At 45.5% G+C, this 14763-nt stretch carries 11 protein-coding genes, 1 pseudogene and 1 riboswitch; of the genes and pseudogenes, 5 read left to right on the forward strand and 7 right to left on the reverse strand.

Features of this window, described 5'->3' with window-relative positions:
- The first annotated feature begins 92 nt into the window (after positions 1 to 92).
- On the forward strand, positions 93 to 389 hold the full coding sequence (locus BQ4305_RS01975) for a DUF3892 domain-containing protein (RefSeq protein ID WP_110926218.1): 297 nt from the start codon (positions 93 to 95) through the stop codon (positions 387 to 389).
- A 94-nt stretch (positions 390 to 483) separates the two neighbouring features.
- Here BQ4305_RS01975 and BQ4305_RS01980 read toward each other — a convergent pair whose 3' ends face one another.
- On the reverse strand, positions 484 to 999 hold the full coding sequence (locus tag BQ4305_RS01980) for a YbaK/EbsC family protein (protein ID WP_110926219.1): 516 nt from the start codon (positions 997 to 999) through the stop codon (positions 484 to 486).
- 142 nt (positions 1000 to 1141) lie between these two features.
- Positions 1142 to 1186, forward strand: a riboswitch (PreQ1 riboswitch).
- 5 nt (positions 1187 to 1191) lie between these two features.
- On the opposite strand from BQ4305_RS01980, the gene BQ4305_RS01985 reads away from it, so the two are divergent.
- Complete coding sequence (locus tag BQ4305_RS01985; protein ID WP_110926220.1) at positions 1192 to 1683, forward strand: QueT transporter family protein; 492 nt, start codon at positions 1192 to 1194, stop codon at positions 1681 to 1683.
- Positions 1684 to 1788: 105 nt separating this feature from the next.
- Here the strand turns inward: BQ4305_RS01985 and BQ4305_RS01990 are convergent, their stop codons facing one another.
- The 5 genes from BQ4305_RS01990 to gntK form a co-directional block, all read right to left on the reverse strand.
- A complete protein-coding gene (locus BQ4305_RS01990; protein ID WP_110926221.1) occupies positions 1789 to 2229 on the reverse strand; it encodes a PH domain-containing protein in 441 nt (146 codons plus the stop codon).
- Positions 2230 to 2300: 71 nt separating this feature from the next.
- Positions 2301 to 3734: a cadherin-like beta sandwich domain-containing protein gene (locus BQ4305_RS01995; RefSeq protein ID WP_199880510.1), complete on the reverse strand. Its 1434-nt coding sequence runs from the start codon at positions 3732 to 3734 to the stop codon at positions 2301 to 2303.
- A gap of 124 nt (positions 3735 to 3858) precedes the next feature.
- Entirely contained in the window at positions 3859 to 4875 is a 1017-nt protein-coding gene (locus BQ4305_RS02000; RefSeq protein ID WP_110926223.1) for a S8 family peptidase, read from the reverse strand.
- 256 nt (positions 4876 to 5131) lie between these two features.
- Positions 5132 to 6352: an MFS transporter gene (locus tag BQ4305_RS02005; protein ID WP_110926224.1), complete on the reverse strand. Its 1221-nt coding sequence runs from the start codon at positions 6350 to 6352 to the stop codon at positions 5132 to 5134.
- A 218-nt stretch (positions 6353 to 6570) separates the two neighbouring features.
- On the reverse strand, positions 6571 to 8115 hold the full coding sequence (gene gntK, locus BQ4305_RS02010; protein ID WP_110926225.1) for a gluconokinase: 1545 nt from the start codon (positions 8113 to 8115) through the stop codon (positions 6571 to 6573).
- 251 nt (positions 8116 to 8366) lie between these two features.
- Here gntK and BQ4305_RS02015 point away from each other — a divergent pair, with 251 nt between their 5' ends.
- From BQ4305_RS02015 to BQ4305_RS22165, 3 genes and pseudogenes are all read left to right on the forward strand, one after another.
- A complete protein-coding gene (locus BQ4305_RS02015) occupies positions 8367 to 9323 on the forward strand; it encodes a BMP family lipoprotein (protein ID WP_110926226.1) in 957 nt (318 codons plus the stop codon).
- A 596-nt stretch (positions 9324 to 9919) separates the two neighbouring features.
- Positions 9920 to 10063: pseudogene (locus BQ4305_RS22160) on the forward strand (HAMP domain-containing protein); the annotation flags it as partial.
- Positions 10058 to 11011 carry a methyl-accepting chemotaxis protein gene (locus BQ4305_RS22165; protein WP_407640128.1) on the forward strand — a complete coding sequence of 318 codons (954 nt, stop codon included), beginning with the start codon at positions 10058 to 10060 and terminating at the stop codon, positions 11009 to 11011. The pseudogene BQ4305_RS22160 and the gene BQ4305_RS22165, both read left to right, overlap by 6 nt.
- 91 nt (positions 11012 to 11102) lie before the next feature.
- On the opposite strand, the gene BQ4305_RS02025 is transcribed toward BQ4305_RS22165, so the two are convergent.
- A complete protein-coding gene (locus BQ4305_RS02025) occupies positions 11103 to 14639 on the reverse strand; it encodes a hypothetical protein (RefSeq protein ID WP_110926228.1) in 3537 nt (1178 codons plus the stop codon).
- Between the last annotated feature and the right edge of the window lie 124 nt (positions 14640 to 14763).

The raw sequence follows: 14763 nt of genomic DNA on the forward strand, positions 1-14763 counted from the left end.
GAAACAGCTTAAAAACGAATCAGATCTGCGAACTCCAGCCTGATGAATGATTTTCAGAGACTGGTTCAAGCTATAGAGGGAGGTGAATGAAGATGGACCGATTTGATGAAGCCTATGAACAATACAGGAACCAAGCTTCTCCCGAGGCCAATGCTGCAGGAGAATCCGGACAGGAAGAAATCATCGCTGTGAGAAAAAATGATGATGACAATATCATTGCCGTCAAAACAAGCAGCGGAAGCGAACTCGATTATCCAACCGCCTTATCAGAAGCAAAAGCCGGCCACCTGGCCAACGTGGATGTTTTTCACAGATATGAAAGGGAAATTCTCAGAAGCGAGCCAGACGGCATTAAGGAAAATAACCTGGATGAACTCCCGCCGTTTTAGAGAAAACTGTAACTGTGACCAAATATCAAATTTCTCTGTGAGAAATTTGATATTTTTTTTACTTATGACCAGGGATTTACTTTCAAGCCTTCTTTCAGTTCTTTTCCCCCACAGACACAGCATCAGCCTGCTCTTTCTCCTGCCAGTCTTTGCAGACATCGACCCAGGCAGCTGCTTCCGAATATTTCTCCAGCTCCTCCAGGTTCAGCTCAATCGCCGAATTTGTACTTCCGCAGGCGGGAAATACCGTTTCAAAGCGCTTCATCGACTCATCCAGAAAGACGTTAAGCTCCTTCGCCAGTCCAAATGGGCAGACGCCGCCTATGGCATGTCCTGTCTGGCTGAGAACTTCATCCGGGCTTAGCATTCTTGCCTTCAAGCCAAAACAGCTGCGGAATTTCTTATTGTCTATTTTCGCATCTCCGGCAGTGACCACTAAAATGGCCAAATCCCCCTCTCCCCGAAAGGACAGTGTTTTGGCAATGCGCGCCGGCTCCACTCCGATTGTTTCAGCCGCTTCATTTACTGTTGCACTGGACGTCGCGAATTCCATTACATCGCCGGCTCTTCCCCACCTTTTAAAATGCTCCTTCACACTTTCGATTGACATATCTCCCACCCTCTCTTTTTTTCTTATGTGAAAAGGATATCAACTCCAATCAGAGGAAGCAAATCCCCACGAATGGAAAACAGTGAGGATTGACTCTCCGGCCTGCTATGTATTATCATATTTATTTGGGCCATCTTGCCCGTGAAACGTGGTTCGGAACCATCCCACGATAAAAAACTAGGAGAGATCATCATGAATACAAAAACCGCTGTTACTAACGGCATCCTGGCTGCCTTATATATTGCCGTTTCCTATGTCATTCAGCCGATTGGATTTTCAGTGTTCCAGTTTCGGGTGCCTGAAATATTCAACCATCTGATTGTGTTTAACAAGAAATATATATACGGGATCGTAGCCGGTGTCTTTATTTCCAATTTACTTTTTTCACCGATGAAAGCTTATGACCTGGTGTTTGGGGTTGCCCATTCCCTTTTGTCGTTGCTGATCATCCTTTTTGTTTCTAAATACGTGAAGAGCATTAAAGCCCGCATGGCCATTACGACAGTGACATTCACCATTATGATCTTCCTCGTTGCCATCGAGCTTCACTTAGCCTTTGGACTTCCATTCTGGTTCAGCTGGGCAACGACCGCTGCCGGCGAATTTGCCGTATTAGCAATTGGGGCGCCAATCATTTACTTCATGAACAAGCGCATCCGTTTTGACCAGATGCTTGAAAAATAACTATAAAAACGAGGCGGGTTTCTGCCTATCAATGAAAGAGCCGGTGAAATATTGCGATAAGCAGCATTTCACCGGCTCTTTTCTTTTTGTTTCATCCCAATTTACTTATACATCCACCCGCACATTGGGACAGCGTGCTTTTAATTCAGAAATAAAACGCTCTCTTTCATTCGGCGAGATTTTCACACTGCCTAATGAAGCAGATGTATAGAATAGTTCCAGCCCGTTCTTTGCGGATAACAGCCTGTATCCGGTAAATACTTCTTTCACAGGAGATACTTTGATTATGTCCTGATATGGTATGCGGCTTCTAAAGAAACCGCCTTTCACCAATAAATAATCTTGGAAGAACACATATTTAATCGAACATACAATCCACCAAAGAAATCCAACCGCAAGGACACAAAGGGTCAGAACAAGAATAATATCGAAAGGCGATCGGCTCTTATCGAAGACCAGCGGAAGCAAAGATACAGCGAGTATCACCAATGAGGTGACGGTTAGAATGAGTGCAAAAAAACGATCCATTTTTGAACGAAACTCCATGGCGATTCCTCCTCCGCCTTTTTATACGTCCTTCCTTATAAAAAGTTCCGAAAATATGAACGGTTTTCCTGTTAAAGAAGGGATTGAAAAAAGTCAGCAATCTTCCGCCAAACAGAAGCAGACTCCTCCGTCCCCTGGTCTGGCCTCGTTTCCGAGACAGCTTTTACGTCTGACTCATCCCCCTTTGGGAAAACAGTTTTGACCTCTTCTTCCTCATCCATCAGCACTTCGATATCTTTTTCAAATACTAATACATATGTCCTGCGGGCATTGTCCGAAGACACTGTAACCGCGACAGTATTCTTCGCCCGGTCCTCTAGCTTCACCGAACGGCTTTCTTTTTTATTGTAGGTAATATCTGTTCCCGCTTCGCTTGCGTCAGCATGGATTGTAACAGAGCTCGTATCCTTATCCACAGTGATATGATATGTATGCTCAGCGGATTGGAACTTCTTGTTCCAGCTACCCGCTGAAACGGTCAAGGATTCTAGCATCGGTGCTTGTTTCTCTGTCTGTCCCTTCGTCTGTTGAGTCGGCTGTGAAGCAAGCTGTATCCCATTTTTTTGAATAGCAGCTTCCCCTTTTCCTGCTGATACAGATTTGTCAGACTGCCTCCCAGCATTCGGTCCGGCCACAGCGTCCTTTTCTTTCTCTTTTACGTCTGTCATCACGGGTTCTGCTTTTTCTTTCTTGGATACGTTCTCTTTCTTAGCTTTCGCTTTTTCTTCCTGCTTCTTTTCTGGATCTTTCACTTTCTCCGCTGCCGGGCTTTCCTTTTGTGCCTCTTCTCCTCCCCCGCCGCTGTCAGTCTTTGCTTCTGTTGGCTTTCTTGTGACGGTCAGTGTATAGAATGCCTTCTTACCATTTTCAGCTGTGCTCACTATGTCGATTTTGGTTTGTCCAGCCTTAATAGGCACCGTGACCCCATTACCGGAATCCATTTTCCCGTTCACCGTTATATTCGTCACATCTTGATTAGTGATTGGATGAACGGTAAGGGCAGCTGCCTCCTGATCGACAGCTATCTGGTAATTTTTCACGGATGGATCAAATGTTATGTTTCCATTCGACAGTTCAATTCCTTTTAAAGAAGGATCCCCGTTTTCTTCCCGGGTTACCGTCACAGTATAGACGGATGATTGATTATCTTCATCACTTACGATAATCGTGAAAATATTGCTCCCCGTTTTCAGCGTATAGCTTTCGGCCTGTTTCCCGGCCTCTTTGCCATTGACCGTAACATGGGCTCCCTCTGTTTCACTTGCAGCCAACAGCTGAATAGATTCCGTCTCATTTCCGACCGTTGCTGTATAAGCAGCGGTGTCCGCTGCAAATTCCTTGCTGAACTTGACTCCCTCGATCTCCAATTTAGCCAGCACTGGTTTATCCTCATGAACGGACGTTTCCGCTGAATCAGATTCTGCCTGGATCGCCGGCGCATAGGACAGCAAGAGCGTTCCGCTCAGCAGAACATGTATGCCTGCCTTACGCGACTTTTGAAACATGTCCATGCTCCCCTCCATTCTTCACACGTTTTTTTACAGAGTAATAGGACATTCTTAACTTTTGCTTAAGCTCATAAGAAAGAGGCCGTTCCCTTCCTGGGAATGACCTCTCACAATGGTATCTTTATTCATATTTCACTACAACGGTCTTGCTTGGCAGCTGCAGACTTTCCGATTCAATGGTGATGGTAATTTCCTTACCTGAAGCAGGCGGCTCAGCACCGGAGCCTGAGACCTTCAGATCAAGAAAACCGTTGCCCTGGGCCCTTTTATCAATACCAAGATCCTCCGTATGTTTCACAACCTGGGCATATAATTCGGCTTCGGTCAGTTCACGCCCAAATTCCTTTTCAGAAATGATTTTCAATAAAGCAGCCGCTCCGCTCACATGCGGTGTCGCCATGGATGTTCCGCTTAATTTGGCATACTTGCCGCCTGGGTATGTCGATAAGATCTGGACGCCTGGAGCAACCAGGTCGATTTCTTCATTAGTATTGGAGAAGTCTGCGAGGTTCTTGTTCAAATCAACGGCACCGACAGCCACGACTTCCGGATAGGCTCCCGGATAATCCATTTCGTCCGTATCTTCCCGACCGTCACCGCTGTTCCCTGCCGCACACACCACCAGGATATTGTTCTGGACAGCCTGCTGAATAAGTTTATGCTCTGAATCATCTTCAGGTCCGCCAAGAGATAAGGAAATAATCGATACCTTCTCCCCATTCGGCCCCCTCCAATTAATGGCATACTCCAAGGCTCCATTGATCCAGTCCAGGTTGCCCTGTCCCTGCCCATTCAGGGCTTTTAACGCAAGAATGCTTGCTTTCGGCGCTACACCGACCACCCCTACATCATTAATGGAGGCAAGCACAGTCCCGCTGACATGCGTTCCATGTCCATTATCATCCTGGTAATCTCCGGTTCCTGTAAAATCCTTTCCATCTATGATGCGGTCCTTCAAATCAGGATGTGTCTTATCGATTCCTGTATCAATAACCGCAACCACAATTCCTTCACCGTGTCCCGCATTTTCCCAAACAGCCGGCGCCTGAATCAGCTCAACGCCCGGCGGTACACTCTCGCTCACCGTATCCATTACTTCCAGTACTTTAAAAGGTATCAGGCATTTTTGTTTTTCCATTTAAGTTCCCCTCCATCTCTATTTATAAGGACCTTATTGCTCTTTTGGCGGCCATATCTTACACAGTGAAAATAAAGAGAAAAATTCAATCATCAAAGATCATTTTTTTTAGAAATGCCGGCCAAGCACTCCATCACCATCCATTATATACCAAAAATTTTCTGCCAGCCTTAAGAATTCTGTTTTTTCTGACTTTTTATAATGAGCATTATTCGTGAAGGATCAAAGTGAGAATTAAACGTCAATGCCAGCTGCCTTACCCTGCACTGTGTTCTGCAAAAACCTTTGAATTTTTTTTATAAACAATTGTTATGGAAAGCATAAGCGAGAAAAGGATCGAAACAGATGAAAAGATTAAGCACACCGCCTGCAAAGAAAACCATTCAGCCATTAAACCCAACAGCAAAGTCAATATAATCTGCAATACCCCCTGTATCATTTCAGCTGCACTTCCAAAACGGCCCATTATTTCCACCGGTACGTTATTCTGAAAAAAAGTAGCATACCCCGCATTCGCAAATGACATAAAAAATCCCAATAATAAAAAAGAGAAAGAGGCAAGAATAAAAGCTGAGGCTGAGTAAAAACAAAAATACCCAATGCCGCTCAGTAACATACCTGCTCCCATATAGAAGCGAAGAGAGAGTTTATTACTTAAAGCAGCAGCTGCTGCTGCACCGGCCAAAGCTCCGATTCCCGATACACTTACAAGCAGACCATATTTTTGGTCTGAAAGATTTAAATTCTGCTTTATATACGTAACTTCCTGGGAATCTAATACAAAACCTATTAACATGGCACATTGGAATAATACATAAATGACCATAAAATAGTTGGCTTTTTTTATAAAGTGAAAAACCTTCTGCCAATCTTTCTTTATAGTAACTAGCTGCACAGGTACACGGCGAGCAGCAAGAGGCTCTTCTGCATCCGGGAGAAAGTAAATAAACCATGCACAGACGAAAAACGAAACTGCATTAATAAAAATTGCGATATCCGTTGTAAAATGAAGAATGAGGAAACCTGAAAGGGCCGGACCAATTAAAAAGGAACCTGAATTCACCATACTCATTAAAGAATTAAACGTTTTCCGGTTTTCTGGCGAAACCAATTTAGTGATCATGACGGAGGAACTTGGGCCAAAAAAAGCTCCTGCAATATTCACAAGGAATACAACTAGATATATTATCCAAACAGAAGATATAAAAGGGATGATTAAGATAAGCCCCCCTCTGATCATATCGATGGCAATCATTAACTTCCGCTTATTGACACGGTCTATCACACTGCCAGCCCAAGGATTCGTAATGAGCAATGAGAGCGGCTTAATGATAAATAAACCAGCTACGGCTGCTGCCGACCCTGTTACATTTAATATGGCAACGTTTAAAGCAATAAGATAAATCCACGCACCTAAATTAGAAATTCCTATCCCCATTATTAACAGGATCGGATTGCGCCAATTTGTTTTATTCATCCTTCCCTCCTCTATAATCACTCTTTAACTTTTTCAAATATTTTACAAAATCACACCTGTTATTCTATTTTTTGAATAGGTTCTTTATAGATGACAAGAGTATGAGAGCAGCAAACAGTATTCCTGAACATCGAGACAGCCGCGGCTAGAGACGAAAAAACTGGTAATCAACTATAAAAAGGAAAACAGGCAGAATATCACCTGTTTTCCTTTTCATTCTAGCCTAAATATTTTCTTTGCAGCTCCGCAATGTTTCGGTATTCCTGTTCATACAGACGGGAAAGCCTAATATAAATCGGCACGATTTCCCGGTAGATTTCCGCATCTGCTTCATTCGGCTTGTGACTGTAAGTCGCTCCAACCATTTCAGAGACCGCGTTCAAATCTTCAATTTCGCCGAGGGCATACATGCCTAAGACAGCTGCTCCGAGGCAGGAACTTTCATAACTGATCGGCACAACGACCTCCTGATTGAAAATGTCCGCCATCATCTGCCTCCACAGCTCTGACCGTGCAAACCCGCCGGTCGCCTGAATGTATCCCGGCTGGCCGATCAGTTCTTCGAGTGCGAGCATAACTGTATATAAATTGTAGATAACCCCTTCCAGGACAGAACGGATCATATGCTCCTTCTTATGATGAAGGCTGAGCCCGAAGAAAGAGCCTTTTGCATCCGCATTCCAGAGCGGTGCACGCTCCCCAGTCATATAAGGATGGAAAATCAGTCCGTCGGAACCGGCTGCAACGCCCGAAGCAATTTTTGTCAGCACATCATATGGATCGATGCCAAGGCGCTTCGCCGTTTCCACCTCTGCGGCCGCAAATTCATCCCGCACCCAGCGGAACAGCATGCCGCCATTATTGACCGGACCGCCGATAACCCATTTATCTTCTGTCAGTGCATAACAGAATGTCCGGCCTTTCGGATCGGTCAGCGGCTTATCGGCAACCGCCCGGATGGCGCCGCTTGTCCCGATTGTGACCGCTACAACACCCGGTTTAATCGCATTGACGCCAAGATTGGAAAGGACACCGTCACTGGCTCCCACGACGAATGGCGTATCCTCAGCAAGCCCTGTCTGCAAAGCATAGCTCCGGTCCAGCCCTGTCAGGACATACGTGGTCGGCACCGGTTTTGAAAGCCTGTCCGGAGTTACGCAGGCAATCTTCAGCGCTTCCTCGTCCCAGTCTAAGTTTTTTAGATTGAACATACCGGTTGCAGAGGCAATCGAAATATCGATGACATATTCCCCGAACAATCGGTAACATACATATTCCTTAATGGAGATGAATTTAGATGCCCGGCTGAACAGCTCTTCCTGTTCATTCCGCAGCCAAAGCAATTTAGAAAGCGGCGACATCGGGTGAATCGGCGTGCCCGTCCGCATATAAATCTCATGTCCGTTCATTTCGTTCTTCAGTTTTTCCGCCCATTTTGCACTGCGGTTATCCGCCCAGGTAATGCTCCTTGTCAGCGGCTTTCCGGACGCGTCGACAGCAATGACGCTGTGCATCGCCGAACTGAAGGACACACAGGCGATTTCATCGTTTTTTATATGTACTGTGCTGAGACAGCCTTTAATAGAAGCAAGAACGGCCTGGAAGATTTCCTCCGGATCCTGTTCTGCTGTGGATGGATTTGGTGTATATAAAGGATACTCCGCAAGAGATTTAGAAATGACATGCCCCTTCATATCGAATAAAACGGCTTTCGTGCTCGTGGTGCCGATATCAATTCCCATCATATATTTTTCTTTTGACATAATGCCCCTCCTAAACAGGCGAATGCGCTCAGGTTTCCCCCAGCATATTAATAATTTTCGTTTGTTCCTTTCTATCATATCAATGAAAGAAAGCATCCTGCCAGTTATTATGCAGAAAGTCGTAAAAAAGCAATAATTTCACTTTTCTATAATTTCCCCATAATTCCTCATTTTCCTATAACAATCGCTTCATTTAAGCCGATAAAAAGCGTAGCTTAACTTATCTCGATCTTGAAGGAGTGTCATTTTAGATGAAAAAACGAACAGCTAGTTTGCTCGCATGCTTGATGATCCTTGCCACTTTCGTCAGCGGATGCGGCGTGCAGGAGAGCGATCCGCTGAAAGGCAAATTAAAAGTCGGCTTGATGCTGTCTGATGTCGGGCTCGGTGACCAATCCTTTTCAGATGCGGCCTTCAGCGGCCTGGTGAAAGCGCGGGATGAATTGGATGTTGTCTTCGATTACCGCGAGCTTGAGGACAGCAACACCTATGAAGAAGGCCTGAGGCAGCTTGTAAAGGATCAAAACGATCTCATTATTGGCTTAGGATTCGCAGTTCAGGAGGATTTAGAGAAGGTCGCCAAGGATTATCCAAAGCAGCAATTCCTCCTCGTAGATTCACAATCCGATTTAAAGAACGTGACGTCCATTACCTTCAAAGAAGATGAAGGAAGTTATTTGGCAGGCGTTGCCGCCGCGATGACGACCAAAACCAAAACGCTGGGCTTTGTCGGCGGGGAAAAGGTTCCGCTCATCGAGAAATTTGCTGACGGTTTCGAAAAAGGGGCCAAATCAGTTGACCCTAAAATGAAAGTCATCCGCACGTATGCAGGGAGTTTCGGAGATGAGAAACTCGGAGCTTCCCTTGCCAAAGACCTCGCTTCCCAAAAAAGTGATGTTATTTATGCAGCTGCAGGACTGACAGGTGTCGGTTCTTTAAAGGAAGCCGAAAATCTGCATATCCATGCGATTGGCACGGACAGCGACCAATATTATTTCGCTGAAAAGGCAGTGGTCACCTCGATGCTGAAAAATGTGGATATCGCTTTATTTAATACAGTCAAAGAATATAAGGATGCCGGTGAATTCCCAGAACAGCACATCGAGCTGGGACTGAAGGAAGACGGAGTAGGTCTTGCACCGATTCGCATCGTCTCTTCTGCAAAAGAAATTCAAAAGAAAGTAGAAGCCGCTAAAGACGAAATGTGAAGGAATTGACAACTAGGGAAAAAATGGGGGATACCATGTCTATAAAAAAGCGAATTTTATTAAACTCACTGATTGGTTTGGCACTGGCTGTTTTCATGATTGCCTTCATCATCATCCGGATGCTGTCCATTCAAAGCGCGAATGAAGACTATTTGGAAGTACTGTTAAAAGTCCAGAGTCTGCAGGCCAAATTAGAGGCAGACAGCCAAAGCCTGGATACCTTTGCCTATAATATGTCTGATGCAAATAAAAACCAATCCGTAAAGGACCTGGAAGACACGAATCAGCTGTTCGTCGAGCTCAAGCCCTTACTAAGCGGACAGCCCGCGAAGATCTTGGAAACCGCTGAAGAAAAATTCACGCAGCTTCAGGATCAGTCCCTTAAAGGCCTGGAAGAAAAAAACACGGCCGAAGTGAAACGGCAGTCACTCAGAACCCAGGGAATCATTAATGACCTGCATCTGCTTGACCTGTATACATCCAATCATTATGATTACCTGCAGGAATCGATGAAATCGAAAATCGGGTCAGTCATTACCTTCGCGCTGATCGGAAGTATCATCTTAATTATCGTAACCGCTGCGGTTGTGCTGCGGATGGCGAGCCTGATTACCAATCCATTGAAGCAGATGGCCCATAACGCCCAGCAAATCTCCGAAGGAAACCTGCTGGTAGACCCGGTAGATTATAAGCCGGCTGATGAATTAGGCATGCTGAACCAGTCATTCTCAAAAATGGTCGACCAGCTGACCTCTCTCCTCTCTTCTGTCGATACTTCCAGCCGGAAGGTGACACAGTTTGCCGAGGAATTGGACAGCGCGAGCAGCACCCTTACAGAAACAAGCAATCAGGTGGCAATCTCGACCGATGAATTATCACGCGGCACCCAAAGCGTCTCAGAAGATCTTCAAAGTTCCGTCGAACTGATTGAAAACATGGACCAAGAATTTGGGAACAATGTGGACAGGGTCCAAAAAACCGTCTCACATGTCCAGGATACAAATGAAGCCATTAAAGAAGGACGGAATGCGATCAACCGGCAAAAGCAGTTTATCACGGAAAGCAAAGAAGCCAACGGGGCCATTGAAAAAGCGACTAATGAATTTTCCGGCTATGCCCTTGAAATTGAAAACATGGCCAAGACCGTTTCCGAGATTGCCAATCAGACCAACCTGCTTGCGCTGAACGCCGCCATTGAAGCAGCAAGAGCCGGCGAAGCAGGGAAAGGCTTTGCGGTCGTAGCAGATGAAGTCCGCAAATTAGCGGAGCATTCAGGTGAGGCAACCATCCAAATTTTCGAAATGGTCAAATTGATCAAAAACAGCCTGGCTTCCATCCTGTCATCCGTATCGGCCGGTGTCAGTCTGACAGAGAAACAAAGCGAGAATATGAACGAAACGCTGGAAACCTTCGGACAAATTGAAGGAAAAGTGAAAGGAATATCAGAGACTCTTCACGGGCTGGTCACAGGCGTAGACATGGCGAAAAACGCCAATGAACAAGTCCTTCATAATGTGGAAAGCATCAGCGCCGTTGTCGAGGAAACAGCAGCAGGCACCGAGGAAATCTCTGCCTCTGCCAATGAACAGCTTCATTCAATCAGCCAAATTGTGGATAAAGCGAATTCTCTCAAAGAGCTCACTGACAATTTGAACGAAGCTGTATCCCAGTTCCAGCTGAAAAAATAAAATAGAAACATCCAATTTCTCACAAGAAATTGGATGTTTTTTGCTTAATTTCGGGACGCGGGCTATCTGTGAGCCGCACAGTCAAAATTTGCTACTTCCATTTTTTAAACCATTTTTCCAGCCTTCTTTTATTTCGGTCAAGCAGTCCTTTAAATGTTGTATTGTCCTTTTGCTTTTTATATTCAAAAAAGCTTGCCACCGCAATGAGGACGAGACCTCCGCCAATCAGGTAGAACCACCATGGCATCGAGCCCCAAAGAGACTTTGTATTCATATAGATATTGAGCAGGATCGTACCGATTCCGGCCAGAAAATAGGATTTGTATTTCATCATAAAGCCAAACAGAGCAGAAGCCAGGGAAATGACACCAATGACAAGGGCATCCTGCAGCGTATCCCCGCCCAATGCATCAAAAATCATCAGGATAAACAGGAAGAATACAGCTGCCATTTCACCCAGCTGAGCATTTTTGTTTGCAGGGAAATATCGCTTGAGCAGAACCGTCACTGGCAGTAAAAGCGGCAGGTATTTCACCTCAAACTCGATAACAGCCGGCAGCGGAACATGATTAAGAATAATGAAATAGGCATACACGCCCGCCAGCCAGGCCAGCACGTCATAGGAAGCCTTTTCTTTCAAATCTGATGCCGAATAGGCAAACCATATCAAACAGACTGCCGGCAGACAGGCCGCAAAAATTTCCAAATAGGCAGGACTTTCAACATTTCCGACCGTCCGTACATTGATCAGCAGCAGATACAGAAAGCTGACGCATCGATAAACATCGATTCGGACCCCTTTCTCTGTCTCTTCCATTAGGCGGGTATAGGCCAGTTTGCTGAACAGCAGCATAACTCCAAGCCACGCGAGCAGGATAAGGACCCCGGCCCCAAGCGGCAGGATTGCGGTGTAGAATGCATACAGAAGGAAGATAAGCAGAAGCGGGACCGCCACAGCGTTCGCCCATCCTCTTTTCTGCACTATATACCAGCCGAAAGCAAGCAACAGCGTCGCCACCCCTGTCGAAACCGCCTCCAGTTTTTCAGGAAAGCCCATCACCCCAGCCTCTAAAATGAAAGTCAATGCCGCTAGATGTACATAAGGAACCAATACCCACTCTGTCCACCGCTTCCAATCATGCTGAACAGCCATCCATACCGCCGCCGTAATCGTTGCAGTGCTCATCATTGTAAAGGAAGTCTCGAACCCGCTTTGTCCGGATTGCATGATGAACAGAGAGACCTGAGCATGAACAGCCACAAACCCGGCAATCACGATGGCAAGCTTTTCCCAGCCAGCCTTGGCTTTGAAGGCACTGATTATGTAAAACAGCGGCTGCAGGATATACAGGAACGGAGTCAAATCCAGTATCATAATGCTCAAGCAGCCATATAGCATGGAAAGGATGTTGAGGCCATGGCTGAACCAGTAAAAATACGTTCGGCCCCAAGCGGTCTTTCTGCCAAGCCCCTCACTGACAAAAAAGAAGACCAATGGTGCCGCCAGCAGAATTCCCAGGACAGCCCGATCATCCGTGACATCCAATAGCTGAATCAAGGAAAGGTACAGGAACCCGGAAGCATACAGGACCGGCAGCCATAAAAGATGCAGGCGGAAATGCCGGACAGACAGCACTTGAATCCCTGTTCCGATCAAAAGCAAGAGCGTGGCAGTCCACGCCAGCAGCTGATTTGGCAAGACCGCCGTGATAGAAAAAAAGGACAGGACTTGGCTGATCACAAGAAAGATGCTAAAGAAATAATCTCTTCCTTTTAACAATCTGCCAATTCCGAGCATCATCATGGCAATAAGCATTAGATAACCGCTCTCCCCTATAAACAACCAGTGCCAATCTGATGTTTCTTTAAAAAATGGAAGCAGAACCAGCAAGGATAAGGTCAGAGAGAGCGGAAATCCGTATCGGCCGACTGCCCGTAAGACCGGATGCCGCTCACGAACGTACACAAGGACGAACATCCCAGTGACAATGGCCAGATATGCGCTCAAGGTTTCCCAATGCAGCTGAAAGAATTGCATACAGAGAGATAAAGCGGAAAGAACGGCCGATGTCGAGAGGATACTTTCCTTGAACAGCAGCGCTCTTTTTTGCTTCAGCAGATAATAGCCAAGAAACAAAGCCAGCTGGATACCGAACAGCAGATGAACAATCGAGTTCACCCTCATATCCAATCCATTTCCGAGATAAATAAAAGCAAACTCGAAAATCGCAACGGCCGCATAGGTATATATTTTTTTACCTGACAGCCAAACCAGCACAAAGAAATGGGCGCTGATGATCAGCAAAGCTGCGAATGCCTGCAGATAGGTTTCTTCCTGAACAAGGCTTAATATAGCTGTCAGAACAAAGACACTTGCCGTCCAGCTGACGTACTTTATATTCTCTTTCCATTCTGGACGGGATTTGCGCAAATACCAATAGATACACATGAAAATGCTTGGCAGCAAAGCCAGAAAAATCAATTCACCAGTCTCTAAGAAGCTGTTATAAATCAAATGTAAATACCCATAGCTAAACACCGCACTGAAAGCCCAATCATAGTACTTCTTCCGATATTTAACTGCAATCAGCAGGAAGACAAAGGAAAGAATAAGCAATGTCAGCGAATAGATGAATGTACTTGTAAATAAGGTAAAAATCACAAATGCCTCAACGATCACCTTGAACTGCATGAATTGGAAAAAATAAGGCCTGTAAATCTCAAACTTCTTCCGATTCTTCAAGCTGTCCGCATTCCACATGAGAAGGAGATTCCCTATCCCAGCAATGAAGAACAGCGAATCAAAAGATGGCGTCAGATAAGCAATTCCAAAATAGAAGGTTAATATAAACGTAAGCATCGATAAAAAAATATAAAATTTCGAACGAAAACGGCCGGCGATTTTCTGGTAAATCCACAGGCAGACAAGCCCGCCAGCAAAACCAACTAATCCCCTTCCCTCCCCCTCAAGAGATAAATAGTCTCCAAATATTTTATAATAAGCAGCTGATAAAATAGCGATTGGAAAAAACAAAGAAGCCAACGTCATAAAAGCAAAAGAAGTCTGCCTGATTTTCAGTTTCATAGACAGGAAGGCCATTCCTGCAAAAAAGACAGAAACCAAGCTGATGCAGAACACCTTCAGGATGGCATTCATGCTGCCCCAAGAAGATGTCGCAAGCAGGATGCCGCCGATTAACAGCAAAATGACGCCGGTTACCAGAATGGCGCCGATGTTCCGTTCACGCCGGTCCGCCGGATTCGTTCTTTTAACCGGGGCCTTAGGCAGGGGCTCACGAGGCTCTTGTTTTCCTTCTTCCCCTTCAGACCGCCTTTCTTCATTCTTTAACCCAGCTTCTAATCCTCCTGAAACAGCTTGTGCAGGCTCTGGAGGCAGCTGCGGAGACGGTTCTTGAGCCTTCACTTGGGGCTGGAGTTTAATTTCCCTCTCTCGGGCTGCTCTTTCTTTCTCTGACAATCTCTGATTATACTCTCGGTCATACGACGAACTGATACGGATATATTCCGATTTCTTAATCAGCTTTTTTTCTTTTAAATGGTGAAGTTCTTCTTGAAAGATCTCCCGCCGCAGATGTATCGGGATTCTCTGCTCTGATGATTCACCCACCCAAATTCCCCCTTACCGTTCTATATAATATGAAAATTTTACCATAAAACCATATGTCACTTAAAGCCTCTTTATTCCCCGGCCTATCTCCATAGAAAAAACCCGTTAACTTATAACGGGTTTA

This window comes from Bacillus massiliglaciei, from assembly GCF_900098925.1.
GTDB classification, from domain to species: Bacteria; Bacillota; Bacilli; order Bacillales; family DSM-1321; genus Peribacillus; species Peribacillus massiliglaciei.

What these genes read in the sequence shown, in the direction of transcription:
- BQ4305_RS01975 (WP_110926218.1), top strand. Translation starts at nt 93, where the DNA reads ATGGACCGATTTGATGAAGCCTATGAACAATACAGGAACCAAGCTTCT.
- BQ4305_RS01980 (WP_110926219.1), bottom strand. Translation starts at nt 999, where the DNA reads ATGTCAATCGAAAGTGTGAAGGAGCATTTTAAAAGGTGGGGAAGAGCC.
- BQ4305_RS01985 (WP_110926220.1), top strand. Translation starts at nt 1,192, where the DNA reads ATGAATACAAAAACCGCTGTTACTAACGGCATCCTGGCTGCCTTATAT.
- BQ4305_RS01990 (WP_110926221.1), bottom strand. Translation starts at nt 2,229, where the DNA reads ATGGAGTTTCGTTCAAAAATGGATCGTTTTTTTGCACTCATTCTAACC.
- BQ4305_RS01995 (WP_199880510.1), bottom strand. Translation starts at nt 3,734, where the DNA reads ATGTTTCAAAAGTCGCGTAAGGCAGGCATACATGTTCTGCTGAGCGGA.
- BQ4305_RS02000 (WP_110926223.1), bottom strand. Translation starts at nt 4,875, where the DNA reads ATGGAAAAACAAAAATGCCTGATACCTTTTAAAGTACTGGAAGTAATG.
- BQ4305_RS02005 (WP_110926224.1), bottom strand. Translation starts at nt 6,352, where the DNA reads ATGAATAAAACAAATTGGCGCAATCCGATCCTGTTAATAATGGGGATA.
- gntK (WP_110926225.1), bottom strand. Translation starts at nt 8,115, where the DNA reads ATGTCAAAAGAAAAATATATGATGGGAATTGATATCGGCACCACGAGC.
- BQ4305_RS02015 (WP_110926226.1), top strand. Translation starts at nt 8,367, where the DNA reads ATGAAAAAACGAACAGCTAGTTTGCTCGCATGCTTGATGATCCTTGCC.
- BQ4305_RS22165 (WP_407640128.1), top strand. Translation starts at nt 10,058, where the DNA reads ATGGTCGACCAGCTGACCTCTCTCCTCTCTTCTGTCGATACTTCCAGC.